This window comes from Burkholderia sp. AU45274, from assembly GCF_030482505.1.
Classification (GTDB): Bacteria; Pseudomonadota; Gammaproteobacteria; order Burkholderiales; family Burkholderiaceae; genus Burkholderia.
In genome coordinates, this window is sequence record NZ_JAUJQE010000010.1 from 38,023 (window position 1) to 59,993 (window position 21,971).

Genomic DNA, 21,971 nt, shown 5'->3' on the forward strand with positions numbered 1-21,971 from the left:
GTCGGCGCTGCCGATGCGCCGATACGAAAACCGCCCGGCCGAGCGCCGGGCGGTTTTTTTTCGTCCGCCGTTACGCGAGTGCGCGCCGTTACCAGCTGTAGCGGTAGCCGACCTGCCCGACGATGCCGCGCCGGTAGTCGCCGCCGATGTTGCGCGCGATCTTCGCGTTCGCGTACAGCTCGCCCGACTTGCCGAAGCCCGCGGTCACGCCGACGCCGAGTTCATACCACGTGCGGCCGAGATGCGTCGCGAACGGCGTGCCGCCGACGACGGTCTGGCCCGGCGATACGAAGTCGTGCAGCACGTCGGCCGTGAAGTACGGCGTGGCGGCGCCGCCGCCCGAATCCGACTGGAGGTTCGGCCGGAAGATGCGCACGCCGACGCGTCCGCGCAGCGCGTTCGTCGTCGTACCCGATACCGCCGAGACGTTGTCGTTGAACCCGTTCAGCTTCAAGTACTGGTACATGAGCTGCGCCTGCGGCTCGACCGCGACCGGCAGCGCGCCGATCGCGAACGGCTTGCCGACTTCCTGCGACAGTGCGATGCCGAAGCCGTTCTGCGACGCCTCGTTGCCATAGCTGTCGCGATAGCGGTTGCCGTAGTGCGTGACCTGACCGACGCTGTCGAAGTACGTGCCGTCGGACAGGTACTTCGTCCAGTAGCCGCCGATGCTCTGTGCGTGCATCTCGACCGAGCCCGTCGACGTCGACAGGTTGGCCGTCTCGGCGCGCGCCATGTCGCTGAAGCTCGCGTTCGACACGCCGATGCTGGCCGTCACGCCCGCATGCGTGCTGCCGCCGCCGTTCGGTGCCTGGTCGAGCGTCCAGTCCTTGCCGAATTGCGCGAAGAACGTGCGCTCGTCTGCCGAGAAGCGCCCCGCGTTTGCGTCGAGGCTCTGGCCGCCGATGCGCCCCCACACGCCGTCGCGATTGCCCGGCTGCTGCTTTTCGAGGTTGTAGATGTCGCCGACGCGCTCGTGCAGCTTGCCGAGTGTGGAGAAGCCGTAGTCGGCGTTGAGCAGCGGCGTGAGGGCATAGCCCGAGACCCCGGGGCGATACGCGAGCGTGCCGCCGTTGCCATTCCCGTTGTTGCCGCGGTCACCGCCGCCGGACGGGTGGATCGGGTCGCCGGGGTCCGACGGATCGAGTTGCGACCGCAGGTACCAGCCGTTCGCGTCACCTTGTCCGCCGCGATAGAGCCGGTATTCGTATGCGCCTGCCTGCACGGGGCCCGCGAGCTGGAATGCCGATGCGGTGGTCGTGCCGCCGTTGGCCGTGACGACCACCGGAATCCCGTCACCCCTCGTCTGCGCGCCGGTGCCGGCCGTGTTGGCGATCTTCAGGCCCGTCGTGCCGCTCGCGGTGCCGCCGCTCACGATCACCCGATCGGTCGGCGAGGCGTCGGTGCCGAGGAACGTGTTGAGCGCGATCGTGCCGCCGTTGCCGACGTAGCTGCCGGTCGTCAGCGTCTTGTAGCTGCCCGCGAGCGTCGGCGAACCGGTCGGTGCGGCGAATGCGACGAGGCCCGCGTTGTTCAGGCTGCTCAGGACCGAGCTGCCCGTCATGCGCCACGTGCTGGTGTTGTCGACGGTCAGTGCGACCGGATCGATCTTGCCGGTCAGCGTCGTGCCGCTCGCGAGGAACACGTTGCCGGTGCTCGATGCGTCGGAGACGATGTCGCCGGCCAGGTTCACGGCCGATGCGGTGAAGGTGGCGTGGCTGCCGTTCGACAGGTCGAGCAGCGTGCCGTTGCCGGCCGTCACGACCGTGCCGTTGCGCACGGCGACGTCGGCCGTGCCGCCGCGCACGGCGAAAGCCGGCCCGGTGACGGACGTGATGCTGCCGCCGTCGACGAGCACCGAGCTCGTCGCGCCGTTTGCGAGCGTATCGGACGTCAGCACGCCGGCCGTCGCACCCTTGAGCGCCGTGCCGGTCAGCGCGAGCACGCCGCCGCTGTCGGCGGTGGCGCCGTTGCCGGCGGCGCTGGCGATCGTCGAGCCCGTATCGCCGATGCGGCCGCCGTTTTGCGCGACGAGGCCGTCGGACGTCGCGCCCGACGTGGTGATCTTCGCGCCCGACAGCAGCGCGGTCGCGCCGCCGATCGTCACGATCGCGGCCGAACCCGCGCCGGTCGTCGCGACGGTCGTACCGTTGGCCGCCAGCGTCGAATCCGCCCCCGACACGAAGAAGCCGTGTGCGTTGTCGCCGCTGGTGTGGACGACGGTCGCTGCATCGGTCGCGATGCGCGCGCCGGCTCCCGTCGACGACAGGCCGTCGGCGCCACGGCCGGTCGTGCCGATCTGCGTGCCGGCCAGCGCGATCGTCGCGTTCGTCCCCTGGTTGTCGATCCCCTTGCCCGAGCCGCCGACCGCGATCGATGTCGTGCCGGCTGCCAGCCCGCCGCCCGTCACGGTCGAGTCGATCAGCACGCCGTCGGCGCTGCCGTTCGCGATCACGGTGCCGGCGCCCGACAGCGCGACCGATGCGCCGGCGCCCGTCAGGTGGACGCCCGCGATGCCGTCGTCGGCTTCGATCGAACCGGCGTTGTCGAGCGTTGCCGACGCCCCCTGGACGAGCGCGCCGGTGCCGTCGGATACGCGGATCGTCGACGCGTTGTTCACCGTGCCGAGCGTGCCGATCACGACGCCGGTCGAGCCGGCGCCCGTCAGCAGCACCGTGTCGCGGTTCTCGAGCGTGCCGAGGTTCTGCGCGACGAAGCCGGTGACACCGGCCGTCGATGACGTGACCGCGGCGTGGTTGGTGAGCGTCGTCGCGACCGGTGCGCCGGCATTGGCGCCGGCGAGGTCGTGCGCCTGGCCGTCGACGACGCCGGCGATCGCACCGGCCGCGTTCAGGTTGATCGTCGCGCCCGCGTCGATCGTGCCTTGTGCGCCGCCTTCGACCGCGATCGCGATGCCGTTCGCGCCGTTGACGTTGTAGGTCGCGTTGCCGGTCGACAGCACGGTGCCGGCGTCGGTCGCGAGCACGCCGTGCGCGCGCTGGCCGTTGACGTCGGTCGTCAGCGCGCCGGCCGTCGACGTGCCCGTGTAGGCCGCGCCGCCCGCGACGCGGAACAGCGTCGAATCGTCGGTGTCGACGCTCAGGTGCTGCGCGGCGACGTTGATCTTCGAGCCCGCGCCATACGCGTAGAAGCCGATCTGGTTGGCGCCCGACATGAAGGCCGGCACGGCATTGGCGCCGACGTTGATCGTCGCGCCCGAGCGTGCATGCACGCCGATCGCGCCGGTGCCCGTCAGGTTGAGCGCGCCGTCGAGCGTGGCCGTGGCGCGCGGCCCTTCGGCCCACACGCCGTAGTTACGCGTGCTCGAGGCCGGATCGAGGCCGCCGGCGACGTTGATCGTGCCGCTCGACAGCGCGGACGTTGCCTGCGCACCGGTGCCGACGACCATGATGCCGATGCCGTTGACGCCATTCAGCGTGATGGTGCCGGTGTTGGTCACGGTCGCGGCCGTGTTGGCCGCGAGCATGCCGACGTTGGCGAGCGGCGTGCCGGACGCCGCGCCGTTGACGACGATCGCGCCCGCGTTGGTCAGCGTGCCGGACGCCGAGCCGATGCTCGCCAGCGCGGCGCCGTTCTGCGTCTGCGAGCCGATCACGATCGTGCCGAGGTTGCTCGCGGTGCCGGAATTGCCGAGCAGGATGCCGTATGCGTGCGCGGCGAGTGCGACGTCGCTTGCCGTTCCGCCGGGCGCGTACTGCGCCGAGCGGCCGAGGGTGATCGTGCCGCCCGCTTCGTTCGTGAAGCTGCCGCCATCGACGAGGCCGCCGATCACCTGGCTGTCGAGCGTCGTCGCATTGACGCCGACATTGATCGTGCCGGCGTTCGACGCGGTCGCGCCGCCTGTCACGGCGACCGCGTAGTTCTGCAGGTCCGGCTGGTTGCCGTCGAGCGTCCACGCGCCGACGTTCATCACGCCGTGGTTGGCGAACGACGTGCCCGCGCCATTCGCAAACACGCCGTTGCCTTCGGTGTACGCGTGGTAGCCGAAGTTGTTCGGCGGCGCGTTGCCGCTCGTGTCGAAGTCGTCGCCGGACGCGTACCCGGACGAGATCACGCCGTTGTTGACGCCGCTTGCGCCGCTCAGCAGGCGCACCAGCGTGAAGTCGCCCGACAGGCGCCCGTCGTTGATGAAGTGCGCGCCGTTTTCCGCGAGGACGGCCGAGCTCGAGTCGATCGTGTTGACGCCGCGGAAGTCGATCTGGCCGTCCTTGCCGATCTGCAGTGTCGCGTTCGCGCCGGTGCCGTGCATCGCCGACAGGAAACCGATCGGCAGCGTGTTCTTGTCGCCCGGGGACACGTTGTTCTGATACTGGAAGGATTGCTGCGAGAACGTGACGGCCTGGCCGAGCGCGCTGTCGTAGGCGGCCTGCGAGCCGAGCGTGCCGCTTTGCACCGAGCGCACGAGAAAGTCGTTGTACGCGGCGAGCGATGCGGCGTCGGTGACCTTCCACGTGCTGCCGTCGAATGCGGTGAAGGTGCCCGCGTAGGCCGGCACGTCGAGCTGGCGGCTGCCGACGGCGCCGCCGTCCGCAAGATAGTCGCCGGTGGTGAACCGGACCTGGTTGCGCGAGTTCCAGGTGACGGTGCTTTTCGCGGCGCCCGTGCCGTCCGCGAAGGTCAGGTCGGTCTGCTTCGCCGCCATCTCGATCGCGTTGCCGGCCGCATCGGGCGCGTTCGCCGCATTGCCGATCGACACGTTGAGCGTGCCGCCGGTGGCGGCGACGGTGCCGATGCGCGTGTTCACGTACTGATCGCCGTTCACGTCGTGGTAGACGGGTACCGGGGTCGTGCCGGCCGTCGACGCGGAGAACGCGGACGAATCGTAGGTCGCGACCGACGTGCGGGTGCCGGTGATCGAGTCGGGTGTGCTGACGCTGTGCGTCTTGCCGCCGAGCGACAGCAGCGGCTGGTTCGGGTTGCCCGACACGATGGTCGTGCTGCCGATCGGCGTGAGCGTGTAGCCCGGGTCGCCGCCGGCGCCGGCCCACGCGCCCGACACGCCGATGGTGTCGCCGCCCGAGACGGTGGCGGAGCCTGCCAGGTTGTCGTTGACGGTCGGGCTGAAACTGCCGGGTGCGCAGGTGCCGCCGTTCGCGACGGCCGTGCCGCCGCAGGTCGAGGCATGCGCGGCGCCGGCCGACAGCGCGGCCAGCGCAACGCCGGCTACCGCGATGCGAAGCGAGATCCGGCATGTTGCCGCGTGTGCGGCGCGGCGGCTCGCGCAGGAAGCGCTGCGCGAACGCTTGCCGCGCGCCCGTGTCGTTTCCGCAACCGCGACCCAGCAGCCGGTGGTCTCGCTCCATATCGATCGAAATGAATGATTCACGACAAGCCCCTCTCTCTTCTTTTGATGTGGTTTTCACCGCGGCGCAGTGAAATCGCAATCCGCGGTGGAGAATGGCGTGAATGGGTGTGCGGCGGCCGTGGCCGTTTCTCCGCGAATCGCAATTCGTTACACCGAGGATGGGCGGAGTCTATTGATCGGGCGCGTGATCGATTGTCGGGAAGCTAACAAATGCGGCAATCTTGTCGATTGCATCCGCTATTTTTGTATTGTGTGATGAATCGAACTGAAGGCCTTGTTGTACAAGGCTTTGGTGGATTTGAGCGATGCGAATCGGCGATTGCCGGCTCGGTGAGGTGGCGCACGGTGTGCGCCGGATTGGTGCGTTAAAATGCGGTTGCCGGATTATCTGAAGTCCGGTGCCGTATTTTATTTTTTATATCTGAATTGATTTTATTGAAAATAAATTAAATCTGAATGAAGTGTTGCGCGGCGTCGCTTCGAAATGCCGGATTGTGATCCGGATGAAACGCAGTCGGCGCTGGCGTGGGCGATCTGTTCCGACGGTGAACAACATCAACTGAATCGTGGGCGCGTGAAGCCGCCGCCGCGATCGGGCACGGCGGGCCGTCGACGTGCCGAGGTGAAAGGAGGAGGGCGCTTGCGCGCCGGACGCTCAGAAGTCGATCGCGTCGTCGGAATCGACTTCGGCGGCGGTGGCGAGCACCTCGCGCGTATCGCGCGGCGCCGATGCCGACGCGTCGAGCGCCGGATTGCGCAGCTTCTCGAGCACGCGTTCCGGCACCGGGATCCGCATCCGCGCGGCGACGTCGCCGCACTGGAACATGATCAGCTCGCCCGGCTCGAACGCGGTCCAGACTTCGTTGTCGGTGAGCGGCTGCGTCGCGATCACCGCGACGCGATCCTCGGGCGTCGTGTATTTCGCGAAGTCGATCGACAGGTCTTCGTCGACGAGGTGCGCGGTCGAGAACGGCCAGCGCCGCACGAGGTAGTGCAGCCGCGTCGAGCAATGCGCGAACAGCGCCTGGCCGTTCGACATCAGGAAGTTGAACACGCCGTGATCGGTGATGCCGCGCGTCAGCTCGCCGACGCGCTCGAACAGTTCGGGCAACGGCGGCTGCGCGCCGGGGAACGCTTCACGCAGCCCCTGCATCAGCACGCAGAACGCCTGTTCGCTGTCGGTCGTGCCGACCGGATGGTAGACGCTGCCGTCCATGTCCGGGGCGTAGTCCTGCAGGTCGCCGTTGTGCGCGAAGATCCAGTGCCGGCCCCACAGCTCGCGCATGAACGGATGGCTGTTCTCCAGCAGGATGTGGCCTTGCGTCGCCTTGCGGATGTGCGCGATCGTGTTCTTGGACTTGATCGGGTAGCGCTTCACCATTTCGGCGATCGGCGACGTGGCCGAGGCCTGGTGATCGATGAACAGGCGGCAGGCCTTATCTTCGAAGAACGCGATGCCCCAGCCGTCGGCATGGTGATCGGTGAGCCCGCCCCGGGCCGCGAAACCTGTGAAGGAGAATGTGACGTCCGTCGGCGCGGCGCAGTTCATTCCTAAGAGTTGGCACATTTTACTTGGGGCAGCAGGCTGAGGCGGGGGGTAACGAACCGGGCGAACCCCGGTACAATGCGGCTTCTAGCATATCACCGAGCCCTGAGCGGTAAAAAGCGGATTCCGCCGGCCGAAGGCCCCGTGTTGCGGTTTGCCGTCAGTCGGCCCGCGCACGCGCGTTCCGGCCCCGCCGATGGCCAGCCCGTTCCTCACGACGCCTCCTATGACTGCCTCGAACGCTTCCTCCCCGGCGACGCTCTCGCTCGCCCGTCCCGACGACTGGCACCTTCACCTGCGCGACGGCGACATGCTGGCCGCCGTGCTGCCGCACACCGCGCGCCAGTTCGGCCGCGCGATCGTCATGCCGAACCTGAAGCCGCCGGTGACGACCACCGCGCAGGCGCAGGCCTATCGCGAGCGCATCCTGGCCGCGCTGCCGGCCGGAATGACGTTCGAACCGCTGATGACGCTGTACCTGACCGACAACACGCCGCCCGACGAGATCCGCCGCGCGCGCGAAAGCGGCTTCGTGCACGGCGTGAAGCTGTATCCGGCGGGCGCGACGACGAATTCCGACCACGGCGTCACCGATCTCGCGAAATGCGCGAAGACGCTCGAGGCGATGCAGGAAACCGGCATGCCGCTGCTCGTGCACGGCGAGGTGACCGATGCGTCGATCGACCTGTTCGACCGCGAGAAGATCTTCATCGACCGCGTGATGACGCCGCTGCGCCGCGATTTCCCGGGCCTGAAGGTCGTGTTCGAGCACATCACGACGAAGGACGCGGCCGACTACGTGCGCGACGCCGACGCGGCGCCCGGCCTGCTCGGCGCGACGATCACCGCGCATCACCTGCTGTACAACCGCAACGCGTTGTTCGTCGGCGGGATTCGCCCGCATTACTACTGCCTGCCGGTGCTGAAGCGCGAGACGCATCGCGTCGCGCTGGTCGAGGCCGCGACGTCGGGCAACCCGCGCTTCTTCCTCGGCACCGACAGCGCGCCGCATGCGCGCGACGCGAAGGAAACCGCGTGCGGCTGCGCGGGCTGCTACACGGCGCTGCACGCGCTCGAACTGTATGCGGAAGCGTTCGACACCGCCGGCGCGCTCGACAAGCTGGAAGGCTTCGCGAGCTTCTTCGGCGCCGATTTCTACGGGCTGCCGCGCAGCGCCGAGACCGTCACGCTGCGTCGCGAGGCATGGGAACTGCCGCGCGAGATCTTCGCGGGCGATACACCCGTCGTGCCGCTGCGCGGCGGCGAGACGATCGGCTGGAAGCTGGCGTAAGCCACCGCGCCGTCGCGCGAACCCGGCCCCATGCGGCCTGCGGCGCGCAGTGCTAGAATGCGCGTCGCAAAGCAGGCCAGGCAGTCGCGGCCTCGCCGCCTTCGGGCGCGCGGGGGCGAGGAAAGTCCGGACTCCACAGGGCAGGGTGATGGCTAACGGCCATCCGTGGCGACACGCGGAACAGGGCAACAGAAAGCAAACCGCCGATGGCCCGGCGCAAGCCGGGATCAGGTAAGGGTGAAACGGTGCGGTAAGAGCGCACCGCGGCGACGGCGACGTTCGCCGGCACGGTAACCTCCACCCGGAGCAATTCCAAGTAGGCAGGCGCGCATTTTCGGATGCAGGACGGGGCCCCCGTCTCGTCTGCGGGTAGGAAGCTTGAGCGCGTCAGCAATGGCGCGCCTAGAGGAATGGCTGCCACGCGTTGCGTGCTTCGGCGCGCAGCGTGCACAGAATCCGGCTTATCGGCCTGCTTTGCGGTTCGAATGCGAAAGGGCCGGCGTCTCCCCGCGGAGCGCCGGCCCTTTTTTCATGCGCGCTCGCCGTGCGTTCAGCCGGCGACGATGTCGAACGAATGCGTGAGTTCGGCCGTCTTCGCGATCATGATCGACGCGGAGCAATACTTGTCGTGCGACAGGTTGATCGCGCGTTCGACCGTGGACGGGTTCAGGTTGCGCCCGGTGACGGTGAAGTGGAAGTGCACCTTCGTGAACACCTTCGGATCTTCGCTCGCGCGCTCGGCCTTCAGCGTGACCGAGCAGCCGCTGACTTCCTGGCGGCTCTTCTTCAGGATCAGCACGACGTCATAGGCCGTGCAGCCGCCGGTGCCGAGCAGCACCATTTCCATCGGGCGCGGCGCGAGGTTGTGGCCGCCGCCTTCGGGCGCGCCATCCATCGTGACGAGGTGGCCGCTGCCGGTCTCGGCGGAAAACGCCATGCCGTCCTGGCCCATCCAGCTTACTTTGCATTCCATGCTTGCACTCCAGCGTTGCCTGATTCGGATTCGATCCGGCATTGTAGCCCGCTGCGCAACGGACGGCTGATGCGCTGCACGACGCGCAATGCCGGCGCCGCACGAGCGACGCGCCGGACGGCCATTTCCCCCTCGGATTTAGGGGTTTTGCTCTAGAAGCGGGGCGTTTTCGAGCCTGCCAGACGGGATCAGGTGATTGATTTCAAAGGAAAAATGATTTTTTCAAACGAGATGCGAAATATTCCGCATTATGGTGTTTGATTTCGCAATGCAAATTTTCTTGTGAAGTCGGCGACGCATTCGTATAATGAGCCTCATTGGTTGTCGCGCTGCGGCAACCTCCGAATGTCTCCTCCACCCTCCTCCTATGGTGGATTAAGCCCGAACCAGCCGTTCGGGCTTTTTTTCGTCCCATGCAAACATCGGCGCGCGGCTTGCGCGCCTCGCATCCCGGCATCGTTATGCCGGTTGCTTTGCGTCCGACTGTGACGTCGCGCCGCCGGGCGCCGTGCCGGGCATGCGTGTGTCAGGTGCAGGAACGTGGACGGCCGACGCATGACCATGGCCGCGCGCGCAGAAGTGCCGGACGCGCTCGCGCACCGCGCGCAGGCGGGCGACGCGATCCTCGGCATGGGCGGCGCGGGCTTCGATAATGCGGGTATCGAGTGCGTCGAGCTTGGCTTCGCAGTCGGTGCGGGCGGCGACGGCAGGCGCCGCGGCGGCCAGCAGCGCGGCCGCAAGGAAGGGCGTAAGTCGTTGATTCATCATGCTTGTTTGTTGTTTTCCAGATTTGGCCGGTCTGGCGCGGGATGGTCATGTGCCGCGCGTCGATGGGTGCCTCCCCGGGCGCTCGGTTCGCCTGGCTTGTCGGGGCACGAACGGATTTTGGCCCATTTCGGCCGCCGTGGACACGGGAAGTGGATTCCCTTTGACCGCGTTGCCGTATTTCCTTTATAATTCAGGGCTTTTCCGCATTCATGCCCACGGAAAAAGAACAGGGAGAGCCTGCACCGCGCCTCGAAGCGCACACAGACAAGCAGGAAGAACACACCGGGCTAAGCAATTTTTTTGGATCGATCATGAAGACGTTTTCCGCAAAAGCCCATGAGGTGACGCGCGAATGGTACGTGATTGACGCGACGGATAAGGTTCTCGGCCGTGTTGCCAGCGAAGTGGCACGCCGTCTGCGCGGCAAGCACAAGCCTGAGTTCACCCCGCACGTCGACACTGGTGATTTCATCATCATCATCAACGCAAGCAAGTTGAAGGTCACGGGCAACAAGACTCTGGACAAGAAGTACTACCGTCACTCGGGCTACCCGGGCGGTATCTATGAAACGACGTTCGGCAAGATGCAAGAACGCTTCCCGGGCCGCGCGCTCGAGAAAGCGGTCAAGGGCATGCTGCCGAAGGGCCCGCTCGGCTACGCGATGATCAAGAAGCTGAAGGTCTACGCTGAAGCTACGCATCCGCATTCGGCGCAACAGCCGAAGGCGCTCGAGATCTAAGGGGAGCCCACATGATCGGTAACTGGAACTACGGTACGGGCCGCCGCAAGAGCGCAGTCGCACGTGTCTTCATCAAGGCTGGCAAGGGCGACATCATCGTCAACGGCAAGCCCATCGCTGACTACTTCTCGCGCGAAACGTCGCTGATGATCGTGCGTCAACCGCTGGAACTCACGAACCACGGCCAGACGTTCGACATCAAGGTCAACGTCAACGGCGGCGGCGAAACGGGTCAGGCAGGTGCAGTGCGCCACGGCATCACCCGTGCACTGATCGACTACGATGCGACGCTGAAGCCGTCGCTGTCGAACGCAGGCTTCGTCACGCGCGATGCACGTGAAGTCGAGCGTAAGAAGGTTGGTCTGCGCAAGGCACGTCGCGCAAAGCAGTTCTCGAAGCGTTAATTCCGCTTCATGGCCTCGCCGCTCCCGGGCGGCGTCCGCCGGAAAAACCGCCAGCGTTCGCGCTGGCGGTTTTTTTATGTCCGCTTCCAGGCGCGTGCTGCCGCGGCCCGCGCGGGCGAGTTTGACGAAATCGACAAGAACCTATTGATTTCATGGACTTCAGCACGATCTTCTGATCGGCCCTACAATAGCGGCTAAAGCTTTTTGGAGAGTTCGCAATGAACGCTGTTACCGAATCCGCAGCAACGACGGCCGAAATGCCGGTTCCGTTCGTCTTCACCGACGCCGCAGCCGACAAGGTCAAGCAACTGATCGACGAAGAGGGCAATCCCGACCTGAAGCTGCGCGTGTTCGTGCAGGGCGGCGGCTGCTCCGGCTTCCAGTATGGCTTCACGTTCGACGAGGAAGTCAACGAGGACGACACCGTGATGAACAAGAACGGCGTCCAGCTCCTGATCGACTCGATGAGCTACCAGTACCTGGTCGGCGCCGAGATCGACTACAAGGACGACCTCAACGGCGCCCAGTTCGTGATCAAGAACCCGAACGCGAGCACCACCTGCGGGTGCGGCTCGTCGTTCTCGGTCTGAGCACACGGCAGATCCGATCCGGTTCGCCGGAATGAAAAACGGGGCTTCATGCCCCGTTTTTTTATGCCCGTTCGCTTTGGCGATGCGGCGCCCGCCGTGCGGCAGGTGCCGCGTCAGCGCGGATAGAGCGCGCCCAGCACGCGATTGCCGGCTGCGCCCGTGACCGTCGCGAGATTGCCGGGCTGGCGCGCGGTGAAGCGGTACGCGAGCCACGCGAAGGCGAGCGCCTCGACCTGCTGCGGCGGCACGCCGAGCGCGGCCGTCGTATCGACCGTGGCCGGCACGCCGGCCTCGCGCAGTGCGTTCCGGAGCGCGTCGAGCAGCACCGGATTGCGTGCGCCGCCGCCGCAGACGAACACGGCCTTGCAGCCCGCTGCGTGCTGCGCGATCTCGCGTGCGACCGACACGGCCGTGAGCGCGGTAAGGGTCGCCTGCACGTCCTCCGGCGTGACCTGCGCGAACGCGGTGAGCTTCGCGTCGAGCCATGCGGGATTGAACAGGTCGCGCCCGGTGCTTTTCGGCGGCGGTGCGGCGAAATACGGCTCGTCGAGCAGCGCGTCGAGCAGCGGCGCGTGGACGGTGCCGCGCGCGGCGAACTTGCCGCCGTCGTCGTACGGCTTGCCGAGATGGCGGGTCGCCCATTCGTCGAGCAGCGCGTTCGCGGGGCCGCAGTCGAAGCCGCGCACGTCGCCGCCTTCGCCGGGCAGGATCGTGATGTTGCTGATCCCGCCGAGATTGCAGACGACGCGCGTTTCGCCCGGCGCGCCGAACACCGTCGCATGGAAGGCCGGCGCGAGCGGCGCGCCATGGCCGCCCGCGGCGACGTCGCGGCTGCGGAAATCGGCGATCACGTCGAGCTGGGTCAGCTCGGCGAGCAGCGCCGGGTTGTTGATCTGCCGCGTATAGCCGCGCTCGGGGCGATGGCGCACGGTCTGGCCGTGCACGCCGATCGCGCGGATTTCGTCGCGCGACAGCCCGGCGGTGCGCTGCAATTCGTGGCAGCACACCGCATAGCGCGCGACCAGCGCGTTCGCCGCGAGCGATTCGCGGTCGATTTCATCGTCGCCGGGCTGCTGCAGCGCGAACAGCGCGTCGCGCAGCGATTGCGCGAAGCCGACGAACGCTTCCGCGAGCACGACCGGTGCCTTGCCGGCCTCGAAACGCACGGCGACGCCATCGACGCCGTCCATGCTGGTTCCCGACATCAGCCCGAAGTAGATGCCGTCGGCCGGATGGGCATTTTGCGGCTGTCGTTGCGGCACGTTGGGTTCTCCTGGATCGTGCGACGCGGGCCGGTGCCGCGCGCCTTGCGCCCGATTATCCGCGCAACGTGACGCGCCGTTAAGCGATGGGCGCGCAAGTTATGGGAAAATCCCTGTTTTTGCGACATTCTTCCTGGCACCGATGAGCACCGAACCCAGTTCCAAGCCTGTTTTCCCGATCACCGACGAAGTCCGGCATGCGCTCGCCGTCACGAAGCGCGGCGTCGACGAGCTGCTGGTCGAGGAAGAGTTCGCGCAGAAGCTCGCGCGCAGCGCGGCGACGGGCACGCCGCTTCGCATCAAGCTCGGCCTCGACCCGACCGCGCCTGACATCCACATCGGCCACACGGTCGTGCTGAACAAGATGCGTCAGCTGCAGGATCTCGGCCACACGGTCATCTTCCTGATCGGCGATTTCACGTCGCTGATCGGCGACCCGTCGGGCCGCAACGCGACGCGGCCGCCGCTCACGCGCGAACAGATCGAATCGAACGCGAAGACCTACTTCGAGCAGGCCGCGCTCGTGCTCGACCGCGACAAGACCGAAATCCGCTACAACAGCGAATGGTCGATGCCGCTCGGCGCGGACGGGATGATCAAGCTCGCGTCGCGCTACACGGTCGCGCGGATCCTCGAGCGCGAGGACTTCACGAAGCGCTTCCAGGGCGGCGTGCCGATCTCGATCCACGAATTCCTGTACCCGCTGATGCAGGGCTACGACTCGGTCGCGCTGAACGCCGACCTCGAGCTCGGCGGCACCGACCAGAAATTCAACCTGCTGGTCGGCCGCGAACTGCAGAAGCAGTATGGCCAGGAACAGCAGTGCATTCTCACGATGCCGCTGCTCGAAGGCCTCGACGGCGTCGAGAAGATGTCGAAGTCGAAGGGCAACTACGTCGGCATCAGCGAGCAGCCGAACGACATGTTCGGCAAGCTGATGAGCATCTCGGACACGCTGATGTGGCGTTACTTCGAGCTGCTGTCGTTCCGTCCGATGGACGAGATCGGCGGCTTCAAGCGCGAGATCGAAGGCGGCCGCAACCCGCGCGACTTCAAGGTGCTGCTCGCGCAGGAAATCGTCGCGCGCTTCCACTCGCAGGCCGACGCCGAGCGTGCGCTCGAGGACTTCAACCACCGCGCGAAGGGCGGCGTGCCGGACGACATTCCGTCGGTCACGCTCGCGGGCGCGCCGCTCGCGATCGGCCAGTTGCTGAAGCAGGCCGGCCTCGTGCCGTCGACGAGCGAGGCACTGCGCAACATCGAGCAGGGCGGCGTGAAGATCGATGGCGCGACCGTGTCGGACAAGGGCCTGAAGGTCGACGCCGGCGAGTTCGTCGTGCAGGTCGGCAAGCGCCGCTTCGCACGCGTCACGCTGACCGCATGATCGCGCTGATCCAGCGCGTGAAGCGCGCCGACGTGCGCGTCGGCGATCGCACGACGGGCGAGATCGGCGCGGGCCTGCTCGCGCTGGTCTGCGCGGAGCGCGGCGACACCGACGCAGCGGCCGACAAGCTGCTCGCGAAGATGCTCGGCTACCGCGTGTTCAGCGACGCCGCCGGCAAGATGAACCTGCCGGTGTCGAATATCGACGGCGAGGGCCGCGCAGGTGGCCTGCTGCTCGTGTCGCAGTTCACGCTGGCGGCCGATACCAACAGCGGGCTGCGTCCGAGCTTCACGCCGGCCGCGCCGCCCGACGAAGGCGCGCGGCTGTTCGACTATTTCGTGGCGGCCGCGCGGGCGCGCCATCCGGTCGTCGAGACGGGCGAGTTCGGCGCCGACATGCAGGTGTCGCTCGTCAACGACGGCCCCGTGACCTTCTGGCTGCAAGTGCGGCCCTGATTCTTCCCCGGAGACGCGCCGCGATGGCCACCACGCAGATTCTTTTCATCCGCCATGGCGAGACGGCCTGGAATCGCATCAAGCGCATCCAGGGTCATATCGACATCCCGCTGGCCGAAACGGGCCTCGAGCAGGCACAAAAGCTGGCCGCACGGCTCGCGCGCGACGCGCGTGACGGTGCACGGCTCGACGCGATCTATTCGAGCGACCTGATGCGTGCGCAGCAGACCGCGCAGCCGTTCGCCGACGCGCTCGGGCTTGCGCCGCGGCTGCGGGAAGGGCTGCGCGAACGCTCGTACGGCCAGTTTCAGGGGCACGACAGCGCCGAGATCGAGACGCTGTTCCCCGACGCGTACGCGGCCTGGCAGACGCGCGACCCCGGCTTCGCGCCGGAGGGCGGCGAGTCGCAGCGCGAGTTCTACCACCGCGTGCTGCATGCGCTCGAACCGATCGTCGCCGAGCATCCGGGAGGCCGGATCGCGTGCGTCGCGCATGGCGGCGTGCTCGACTGCGTCTATCGTTTCGCGAACGGCATCGAGCTGTCGGCGCCGCGCAATTATCAGCTGCTCAACACGAGCATCAACGTCGTCGATTACGTCGACGGCCGCGCGCAGGTCGTGCAGTGGGCCGACGTGTCGCACCTGGACGCCGCGAGCGACGACGACGGGTACCGCAAGGTGCTCTGAGCCTGCAGGCCCGTCCGGCATCGCCGGCCGGGACTTCCTTCCTGCGTGGTGCCGGCTGCTTACTGCGGCAGCGCGTGGCGCGTCTTGTAGTCGAGCGCGTACGCGATCTTGCCGGGCTTGTCCGCCGTGATCGGCTGGCGCAGCTTGTCGAATTCCCCCTTGTTGTATTTCTTGCCGCCGTTGATCGTGTCCGCGCGCCCGAGGTCGGCGCCCGTCTTGCCGTCGATCACCGGGTCCGTGGCCGCGACCATGCGCGTCGACGCATTCCAGACCGCGTTCAGGTAGCCGGTGTCGGCCTTTGCCGGATCCGGGTCAGTTGTGCCGGCGCGCGTCAGGTCATAGCCGGCGAGCGAGAACGTGCCCGGTTGCGCGCGCAGCCAGTCGGCCCAGTAGAACTCGAGATAGTCGGTGGCTTGTGCGGGCTTGCTGTAGCCGATGTCGCGCGTGAAATAGACGAGCGAGCGGTAGCGGTCATTCGTCATCCCGAGTTTCAGGCCGAGCCCGGTCGGCAGTTGCGCGGTCGTGATCGCCTTGCCGTCGCCATTCTTGAGGCGCAGATAGCCGCGGCTCTGCATCTGCTGCCAGAACGCGTCGCCCGAGTAGTCGCTGAGGTTGTCCTTGACGACGACGTGCACGTGCAGCGCCGGGCCGCCGTCGGGCGTCTCGAAGTAGGTCGACAGGCCGTGGTGGCCGTCGGTCAGGTACAGCGCATCGCCGTTCGGGCCGATCACGACCGGGTTCAGCACCGAGCGGTCGCGGGCGTTCGCGTCGGTCGTCGTGCACGTGTAGCTCGCGGGCTCGCGCAGCGTCGACCTGGCTGTGTAGCCGCTCGACGCGACGCCGCCGAGGCCCTCGTCCGCGCAGAAGTCGTCGAATTTCTTGTCGGGCTGCAGTTCGTAGCGGCCGAGCTTGTAATAGATCTGGTCGTAGCCGATCGCGCCTTGCGTCGGATGGAGGTCGCCGAGCGTCACGTCGATCAGGTCGCCCGCGCGCGCGGTCTTCCACTTGCCCGGTTGCGGCGTGACGGTGGCGGGCGGCGTAGGGGCAGGCGTGGTCGGGGTGCCGCCGGACGGCGTTTGTGCGTCCGAACGAGCGACGGCAGTGACATCGTCGCCCCCGCAGGCGGTGAGGGCGAAGACGGTGGACAGGCTGGCGGCAAGGGCGAAACGGATCGGCAGGCGTGGCATCGCGGGCATCGGGTGTCGGTCGGGTGGGCGGGACACCGCGCGGGTCACGGACAGGCGGGACGTGCGGCACGTGCGACCGTGCGCGGGTGCAAGCCCGTCAGCTTGTCACAGGTATTTGACAGTAAATTGAAATGATAAGAGGAAGCGAATCGTCAGGCAGGCGGGGTGCCGTCGGGCGGCGTCGCTGTGGCGCGGCGGCGCGCACGTTTTGACGCGCCGTTCACGAGCGCCCAGCGCAGCACGGGTGCGACGACCCGGATGCCCGGCCGGACCACCGCGCGGCGCAGCGGCGCGAACGCCGACACGCCGAGCATGCGCTGCGCCCACGGCGGCAGCAGGTCGATGCCCGCATGCATCACCAGCGACGCGGCCGGCCGCAGCGCGGGCTTCGCGACCGGCACGTTCAGCAGGATGGACATCACGTCGAACGTGCGCGGCCCGGCCTCGAGCTCGGGCTGCATGCGCGCGAGATAGGCGGCCACCTCGGCACGCGAACGGGGCACCTCGTGTGCGCCGAGCAGCTCGGCGACCAATGCCGTTTCAGCGTAGTAGCGGTCCTGCAACTCGCCCGGCAGCGCGGGATTCACATAGCGCAGGTGCGCGGCGAGGAAACTCGACACTTCCGCGACATGCACCCAGGTCAGCAACGCCGGATCGTCGGCGCGGTACGGGCGGCCGTCCGGCGCGGTGCCCGAGATGTGCGCGTGGATCGATTTCACGCGCTTGATCAGCGCGAGGGCGTCCGCGCGACTGCCGAACGTCGTACCGGTGATGAACGTGGCGGTGCGTCGCAAGCGGCCGAGGATGTCGGTGCGGAACGACGAGTGATCCCAGACGCCCGCGAGCGCGAGCGGGTGGAGCGCCTGCAGCAGCAGCGCCGCGATGCCGCCCGTCATCATCGACGTGAAGTCGGCATGCACACGCCAGCAGACGGCCTCGGGACCGAACAGCCCCGGGTCTCCCAGCGGTGAAGAGAGGTCGAGTGACGGGCCGCCGCCACCCACGGTCAGGTGCGTGACGCCGGCCACGAGCCGCTTGCGGATCGGCTCGGCCCAGCGCGGGCCCGGTGCGGGTGCGGCGGGGCGGGAGCTGGGTGGCGTCGTCATGGTGGGGCGGCTCGGGCGACGGGTTACTTCCCGTCGGGGGTATCCCACTCGCCGCGTTCGGTGCGGCCGGTGTCGGGCACGGAAAGCCCGAAGTGGCGATACGTAAGCAGCGTCGCGACGCGCCCGCGCGGCGTGCGCTGCAGGAAGCCCTGCTGGATCAGGTACGGCTCGAGTACGTCCTCGATCGTGTCGCGCTCTTCGCCGATCGCCGCCGCGAGGTTGTCGATGCCGACCGGGCCGCCGTCGAACTTGTACAGGATCGCCTCGAGCAGCTTGCGGTCCATCAGGTCGAAGCCGACCGGATCGACGTCGAGCATCGCGAGCGCGGCATCGGCGACGGCCGCGGTGATCTGGCCGTCGGCCTTCACTTCCGCGAAGTCGCGCACGCGGCGCAGCAGCCGGTTCGCGATCCGCGGCGTGCCGCGCGAACGCTTCGCGATTTCGAGCGCGCCGTTCGGATCGATCTGCGCGTTCAGCAGCGACGCCGAGCGCCGCACGATGCGCGACAGTTGATCGGCATCATAGAACTCGAGGCGTGCGACGATCCCGAAACGATCGCGCAGCGGGTTGGTCAGCATCCCGGCGCGGGTGGTGGCGCCGACCAGCGTGAACGGCTGCAGGTCGAGCTTCACGCTGCGCGCGGCCGGGCCTTCGCCGATCATGATGTCGATCTGGTAATCCTCGAGTGCCGGATACAGGATTTCCTCGACGACCGGCGACAGCCGGTGGATCTCGTCGATGAACAGCACGTCGTTCGCTTCGAGGTTCGTCAGCAGCGCGGCGAGATCGCCCGCGCGCTCGAGCACGGGGCCCGACGTCTGGCGCAGGTTCACGCCCATCTCCCGCGCGATGATGTGTGCGAGCGTCGTCTTGCCGAGGCCCGGCGGCCCGAACAGCAGCACGTGGTCGAGCGGCTCGGAGCGGCGCTTGGCGGCTTCGATGAAGATCTCGAGCTGGCCGCGTACCTTTTCCTGGCCGACGTAGTCGTCGAGCTGGCGCGGCCGCAGCGCACGTTCGAACACCTCCTCGTGCGACGAGGCGGGCGTGGCGGCGATGATCCGCTGCTCGGTGGCGAGTTTGTCGGTTTCAATCATGCGGCCATTGTACCGCGCGCCACAGTCCCGCCCACCTGACCGAACGGCCGACTGGCGAGCGTTGCGCGGCTGCGCGACACTGGCTTCAACGCACCGCTCGGCAGCGCGTCACGCGGGCGTTAGACCTTCGACAGCGCCTTCAACGCGAGCTTGATGCCTTCGGATACGCCGGTGCCGGCCGGCACGTTCTTGATCGCGGCGAGGCCTTCCTTTTCGGAATAGCCGAGCGCGAGCAGCGCGTTGAGGATGTCGGTCGCGTGGTCGGACGGCGAGGCGGCGCCGGCGAGCGCGCCGAGATCGGCGCCGAGCTTGCCCTTCAGTTCGAGCAGCAGGCGTTCGGCCGTCTTCTTGCCGATGCCGGGCAGGCGCGTGAGGCGCGCGGCGTCCTGCATCGTCACGGCCTGCGCGAGTTCCTGCACGCTCATGCCGGACAGCACGGCGAGCGCCATGCGCGCGCCGATGCCGGTGATCTTCAGCAGCTCGCGGAAGGTCGTGCGCTCCTGCGGCGTCAGGAAGCCGTACAGCAGGTGCGCGTCCTCGCGGACGATCTGCTGCGTGAGCAGCACGACGCGCTCGCCGGTTTGCGGCAGGTTGTAGAAGGTGCTCATCGGCACGTCGATCTCGTAGCCGACGCCGTTGCAGTCGACGAGCAGGTGGGGCGGGTTCTTTTCGAGCAGGATGCCGGCGATGCGACCGATCATGGATGGCTTGATGCGAGGAAGAAAGCGCGAGTGTAGCGCACGTGCGGCGCGATGCCGACGGAGTCGGCCATCAGGCCGGGGCGATGCATGGCGCGTGTGCATCGCGTGCAGGCACGGCGGCCGATCCGGCATGCCGTGTGAAGGGGGCGCCGCCGTCAGCCGACCAGCCGCCCGCGCCGCACGCGCAGCCCTTTCTTCGCGAGCGCCGGCGCGAGGCCGCCGAGCGTGTTGAGCGTATCGCCGCCGTGCGCGTGGCAGATCGCCATGCCGAGCGCGTCGGCCGCGTCGGAACCCGGTTGGCCGGAGAGGTTGAGCAGCCGCGTGACCATTTCCTGCATCTGCGTCTTGGTCGCGCGGCCGTAGCCGACCACGGCCTGCTTGAGCTGCAGCGCCGTGTATTCGGCGACGGGCAGGCCGCCCGCGACGAGGCCGCAGATCGCGGCGCCGCGCGCCTGGCCGAGCAGCAGCGTCGACTGCGGGTTCACGTTGACGAACACCTTTTCGATCGCGGCCTGGTCGGGGGCGTGCTCGCGCACGATGGTCGAGACGCCCTGGAAGATCGTGCCGAGCCGGGTGGCCAGGTCGGCCGTCGGCGTGCGGATTACGCCGCTCGTGACATACGCGAGCCGGTGGCCGCTGACGTCGATGACGCCGAAGCCGGTGACGCGCAGGCCGGGGTCGATGCCGAGAATTCGCATGAGTGAGGAGAATGGCGTGATGCAGCGATACTACAACGATTGGTGCGGCAAGCCGGTCGCCGGTCGTGCGCGAAGGCGCCGCGCAATAAAAAACCCGGCGGGTGCGATGCCGCCGGGTCGTCGTGCGGCGGCCGCGCGGGCCGCATGCGATCAGTGACGGAAGTGGCGCACGCCCGTCAGGACCATCGCGATGCCGTGCTCGTCGGCCGCCGCGATCACTTCGTCGTCGCGCATCGAGCCGCCCGGCTGGATCACGCAGGTCGCGCCGGCTGCCACGACGACGTCGAGGCCGTCGCGGAACGGGAAGAACGCATCCGATGCGACTGCCGAACCGGCCAGCGTCAGGCCGGCGTTCTGCGCCTTGATGCTCGCGATGCGCGCGGAATCGACGCGGCTCATCTGGCCTGCGCCGACGCCGAGCGTCATGCCGTTGCCGCAGAACACGATCGCGTTCGACTTCACGTACTTCGCGACGCGCCATGCGAACAGCAGGTCGTCCATTTCCTTCGCGGTGGGCTGGCGCTTCGTGACGACGCGCAGCTCGCTCGGTTGCACGTTGCGCGAATCGAGCGACTGCACGAGCAGGCCGCCGCCCACGCGCTTCAGGTCGAATGCGTTATGGCCTTCGCCGAGTGCGATCTCGAGCAGGCGCACGTTCTGCTTAGCGGCGAAAACCTGCTTCGCGGCGTCGGAGAACGACGGTGCGATCAGCACTTCGACGAACTGCTTCGCGACGGCCTGGGCAGCCGCTTCGTCGACTTCGCGGTTGAACGCGATGATGCCGCCGAATGCCGACGTCGGGTCGGTCTGGAATGCCTTCGCGTATGCGTCGGCCGAATCGTTGCCGACTGCGACGCCGCACGGGTTCGCGTGCTTGATGATCACGCAGGCCGGCGCGTCGAACGTCTTCACGCATTCCCACGCCGCGTCGGAGTCGGCGATGTTGTTGTACGACAGTTCCTTGCCCTGCAGCTGGCGGTAGTTCGCCAGCGCGCCGGCCGGCGTCGCGAGGTCGCGGTAGAACGCGGCGCTCTGGTGCGGGTTCTCGCCGTAGCGCAGGTCCTGCACCTTGTCGAACGCCAGGTTCAGCGTGGCCGGGTACGCGCTGCGCGACGCGTGCTTCAGCTCGTCGGTCAGGCTCGTCAGGTAGTTCGTGATCGCGCCGTCGTATTGCGCGGTGTGCGCGAACACCTTCGTCGCGAGGCGGAAGTTGGTCGCGTAGCCGACCGCGTTGCCGTTCGCCTTCATTTCATCGAGCACGACCGCGTAATCGGCCGGATCGACGACGACCGTCACGTCGCGGTGGTTCTTCGCGGCCGAGCGCAGCATCGTCGGGCCGCCGATGTCGATGTTCTCGATCGCGTCGGCGAGCGTGCAGTCGTCCTTCGCGATCGTCGCGACGAACGGGTACAGGTTCACGACGAGCAGGTCGATCGTCGGGATGCCGTGCTGTTCCAGCGCCTGCATGTGCTCGGGCAGGTCGCGGCGGGCGAGGATGCCGCCGTGCACCTTCGGGTGGAGCGTCTTTACGCGCCCATCGAGCATTTCCGGGAAGCCCGTGTAATCAGCCACTTCGGTCACGGGCAGGCCGGCGTCGGCGAGGAGTTTCGCGGTGCCGCCCGTCGACAGCAGCTTGACGCCGAGGTCGGACAGCGACTTCGCGAAGTCGACGATGCCGGTCTTGTCGGAAACGGAAATGAGCGCTTGCTTGATCATGATGGAACCACCAATAGCCAGGGAAACGGGGACGGGACGGCCGC

18 protein-coding genes and 1 other RNA gene are annotated in these 21,971 nt (G+C 67.5%); 8 read left to right on the forward strand and 11 right to left on the reverse strand.

Annotated features, from left to right (window positions below):
• Positions 1–88 precede the first annotated feature (88 nt).
• Positions 89–5,347 (reverse strand): autotransporter outer membrane beta-barrel domain-containing protein, encoded by a 5,259-nt coding sequence (locus QZM35_RS29090; RefSeq protein ID WP_301777330.1) that lies wholly within the window; start codon positions 5,345–5,347, stop codon positions 89–91.
• 634 nt (positions 5,348–5,981) lie between these two features.
• Positions 5,982–6,893, reverse strand: coding sequence for a class II glutamine amidotransferase (locus QZM35_RS29095; RefSeq protein ID WP_089424497.1), 912 nt, complete (start codon positions 6,891–6,893; stop codon positions 5,982–5,984).
• Between the two features lie 205 nt (positions 6,894–7,098).
• On the opposite strand from QZM35_RS29095, the gene pyrC reads away from it, so the two are divergent.
• The gene (gene pyrC, locus QZM35_RS29100; protein WP_301777331.1) at positions 7,099–8,163 is read left to right on the forward strand and encodes a dihydroorotase; all 1,065 of its coding nucleotides are present in this window, start codon (positions 7,099–7,101) and stop codon (positions 8,161–8,163) included.
• 68 nt (positions 8,164–8,231) lie between these two features.
• Positions 8,232–8,643: RNase P RNA component class A (gene rnpB / locus QZM35_RS29105), an RNA gene on the forward strand.
• Positions 8,644–8,713: 70 nt separating this feature from the next.
• On the opposite strand, the gene QZM35_RS29110 is transcribed toward rnpB, so the two are convergent.
• Both QZM35_RS29110 and QZM35_RS29115 read right to left on the reverse strand, forming a co-directional pair.
• Positions 8,714–9,178, reverse strand: coding sequence for an OsmC family protein (locus QZM35_RS29110; RefSeq protein ID WP_172625585.1), 465 nt, complete (start codon positions 9,176–9,178; stop codon positions 8,714–8,716).
• Between the two features lie 417 nt (positions 9,179–9,595).
• Positions 9,596–9,904 (reverse strand): DUF1090 family protein, encoded by a 309-nt coding sequence (locus QZM35_RS29115; protein ID WP_301777332.1) that lies wholly within the window; start codon positions 9,902–9,904, stop codon positions 9,596–9,598.
• Positions 9,905–10,215: 311 nt separating this feature from the next.
• On the opposite strand from QZM35_RS29115, the gene rplM reads away from it, so the two are divergent.
• From rplM to erpA, 3 genes are all read left to right on the forward strand, one after another.
• Positions 10,216–10,644: a 50S ribosomal protein L13 gene (gene rplM / locus QZM35_RS29120; protein ID WP_009687896.1), complete on the forward strand. Its 429-nt coding sequence runs from the start codon at positions 10,216–10,218 to the stop codon at positions 10,642–10,644.
• An 11-nt stretch (positions 10,645–10,655) separates the two neighbouring features.
• Complete coding sequence (gene rpsI, locus QZM35_RS29125; protein WP_011883283.1) at positions 10,656–11,048, forward strand: 30S ribosomal protein S9; 393 nt, start codon at positions 10,656–10,658, stop codon at positions 11,046–11,048.
• A 218-nt stretch (positions 11,049–11,266) separates the two neighbouring features.
• On the forward strand, positions 11,267–11,638 hold the full coding sequence (gene erpA, locus QZM35_RS29130) for an iron-sulfur cluster insertion protein ErpA (protein ID WP_011350956.1): 372 nt from the start codon (positions 11,267–11,269) through the stop codon (positions 11,636–11,638).
• A 113-nt stretch (positions 11,639–11,751) separates the two neighbouring features.
• Here erpA and QZM35_RS29135 read toward each other — a convergent pair whose 3' ends face one another.
• Entirely contained in the window at positions 11,752–12,843 is a 1,092-nt protein-coding gene (locus QZM35_RS29135; RefSeq protein ID WP_306427339.1) for an anhydro-N-acetylmuramic acid kinase, read from the reverse strand.
• A 199-nt stretch (positions 12,844–13,042) separates the two neighbouring features.
• Between QZM35_RS29135 and tyrS the strand changes: the two genes are divergently transcribed.
• The 3 genes from tyrS to QZM35_RS29150 are packed head-to-tail and all read left to right on the forward strand — an operon-like array spanning position 13,043 to position 15,425.
• A complete protein-coding gene (gene tyrS / locus QZM35_RS29140) occupies positions 13,043–14,284 on the forward strand; it encodes a tyrosine--tRNA ligase (RefSeq protein WP_175238194.1) in 1,242 nt (413 codons plus the stop codon).
• Entirely contained in the window at positions 14,281–14,739 is a 459-nt protein-coding gene (gene dtd / locus QZM35_RS29145) for a D-aminoacyl-tRNA deacylase (protein WP_011350959.1), read from the forward strand. Before tyrS ends, dtd begins: the two co-directional genes overlap by 4 nt.
• Positions 14,740–14,762: 23 nt before the next feature.
• Positions 14,763–15,425 carry a histidine phosphatase family protein gene (locus tag QZM35_RS29150; RefSeq protein WP_089424501.1) on the forward strand — a complete coding sequence of 221 codons (663 nt, stop codon included), beginning with the start codon at positions 14,763–14,765 and terminating at the stop codon, positions 15,423–15,425.
• 59 nt (positions 15,426–15,484) lie between these two features.
• Here QZM35_RS29150 and QZM35_RS29155 read toward each other — a convergent pair whose 3' ends face one another.
• The 6 genes from QZM35_RS29155 to purH form a co-directional block, all read right to left on the reverse strand.
• Positions 15,485–16,612, reverse strand: a complete 1,128-nt coding sequence (locus QZM35_RS29155; RefSeq protein ID WP_089425842.1) for a ParB/Srx family N-terminal domain-containing protein — start codon at positions 16,610–16,612, stop codon at positions 15,485–15,487.
• A 152-nt stretch (positions 16,613–16,764) separates the two neighbouring features.
• The gene (locus tag QZM35_RS29160; RefSeq protein WP_301777334.1) at positions 16,765–17,718 is read right to left on the reverse strand and encodes an oxygenase MpaB family protein; all 954 of its coding nucleotides are present in this window, start codon (positions 17,716–17,718) and stop codon (positions 16,765–16,767) included.
• A 23-nt stretch (positions 17,719–17,741) separates the two neighbouring features.
• Positions 17,742–18,812 carry a Holliday junction branch migration DNA helicase RuvB gene (gene ruvB, locus QZM35_RS29165; protein WP_089430607.1) on the reverse strand — a complete coding sequence of 357 codons (1,071 nt, stop codon included), beginning with the start codon at positions 18,810–18,812 and terminating at the stop codon, positions 17,742–17,744.
• 119 nt (positions 18,813–18,931) lie between these two features.
• Positions 18,932–19,513, reverse strand: a complete 582-nt coding sequence (gene ruvA / locus QZM35_RS29170) for a Holliday junction branch migration protein RuvA (protein WP_014898064.1) — start codon at positions 19,511–19,513, stop codon at positions 18,932–18,934.
• Positions 19,514–19,668: 155 nt separating this feature from the next.
• Positions 19,669–20,211 carry a crossover junction endodeoxyribonuclease RuvC gene (ruvC, locus tag QZM35_RS29175; RefSeq protein WP_089424505.1) on the reverse strand — a complete coding sequence of 181 codons (543 nt, stop codon included), beginning with the start codon at positions 20,209–20,211 and terminating at the stop codon, positions 19,669–19,671.
• A 150-nt stretch (positions 20,212–20,361) separates the two neighbouring features.
• Positions 20,362–21,927, reverse strand: coding sequence for a bifunctional phosphoribosylaminoimidazolecarboxamide formyltransferase/IMP cyclohydrolase (gene purH, locus QZM35_RS29180; protein WP_069247146.1), 1,566 nt, complete (start codon positions 21,925–21,927; stop codon positions 20,362–20,364).
• Positions 21,928–21,971: the final 44 nt, after the last annotated feature.

Bases quoted from the DNA above. Each gene is read 5' to 3' on its own strand.
- QZM35_RS29095 (WP_089424497.1), bottom strand. From the start codon at position 6,893: ATGTGCCAACTCTTAGGAATGAACTGCGCCGCGCCGACGGACGTCACA.
- pyrC (WP_301777331.1), top strand. From the start codon at position 7,099: ATGACTGCCTCGAACGCTTCCTCCCCGGCGACGCTCTCGCTCGCCCGT.
- QZM35_RS29110 (WP_172625585.1), bottom strand. From the start codon at position 9,178: ATGCCGGATCGAATCCGAATCAGGCAACGCTGGAGTGCAAGCATGGAA.
- QZM35_RS29115 (WP_301777332.1), bottom strand. From the start codon at position 9,904: ATGATGAATCAACGACTTACGCCCTTCCTTGCGGCCGCGCTGCTGGCC.
- rplM (WP_009687896.1), top strand. From the start codon at position 10,216: ATGAAGACGTTTTCCGCAAAAGCCCATGAGGTGACGCGCGAATGGTAC.
- rpsI (WP_011883283.1), top strand. From the start codon at position 10,656: ATGATCGGTAACTGGAACTACGGTACGGGCCGCCGCAAGAGCGCAGTC.
- erpA (WP_011350956.1), top strand. From the start codon at position 11,267: ATGAACGCTGTTACCGAATCCGCAGCAACGACGGCCGAAATGCCGGTT.
- QZM35_RS29135 (WP_306427339.1), bottom strand. From the start codon at position 12,843: ATGTCGGGAACCAGCATGGACGGCGTCGATGGCGTCGCCGTGCGTTTC.
- tyrS (WP_175238194.1), top strand. From the start codon at position 13,043: ATGAGCACCGAACCCAGTTCCAAGCCTGTTTTCCCGATCACCGACGAA.
- dtd (WP_011350959.1), top strand. From the start codon at position 14,281: ATGATCGCGCTGATCCAGCGCGTGAAGCGCGCCGACGTGCGCGTCGGC.
- QZM35_RS29150 (WP_089424501.1), top strand. From the start codon at position 14,763: ATGGCCACCACGCAGATTCTTTTCATCCGCCATGGCGAGACGGCCTGG.
- QZM35_RS29155 (WP_089425842.1), bottom strand. From the start codon at position 16,612: ATGCCACGCCTGCCGATCCGTTTCGCCCTTGCCGCCAGCCTGTCCACC.
- QZM35_RS29160 (WP_301777334.1), bottom strand. From the start codon at position 17,718: ATGACGACGCCACCCAGCTCCCGCCCCGCCGCACCCGCACCGGGCCCG.
- ruvB (WP_089430607.1), bottom strand. From the start codon at position 18,812: ATGATTGAAACCGACAAACTCGCCACCGAGCAGCGGATCATCGCCGCC.
- ruvA (WP_014898064.1), bottom strand. From the start codon at position 19,513: ATGATCGGTCGCATCGCCGGCATCCTGCTCGAAAAGAACCCGCCCCAC.
- ruvC (WP_089424505.1), bottom strand. From the start codon at position 20,211: ATGCGAATTCTCGGCATCGACCCCGGCCTGCGCGTCACCGGCTTCGGC.
- purH (WP_069247146.1), bottom strand. From the start codon at position 21,927: ATGATCAAGCAAGCGCTCATTTCCGTTTCCGACAAGACCGGCATCGTC.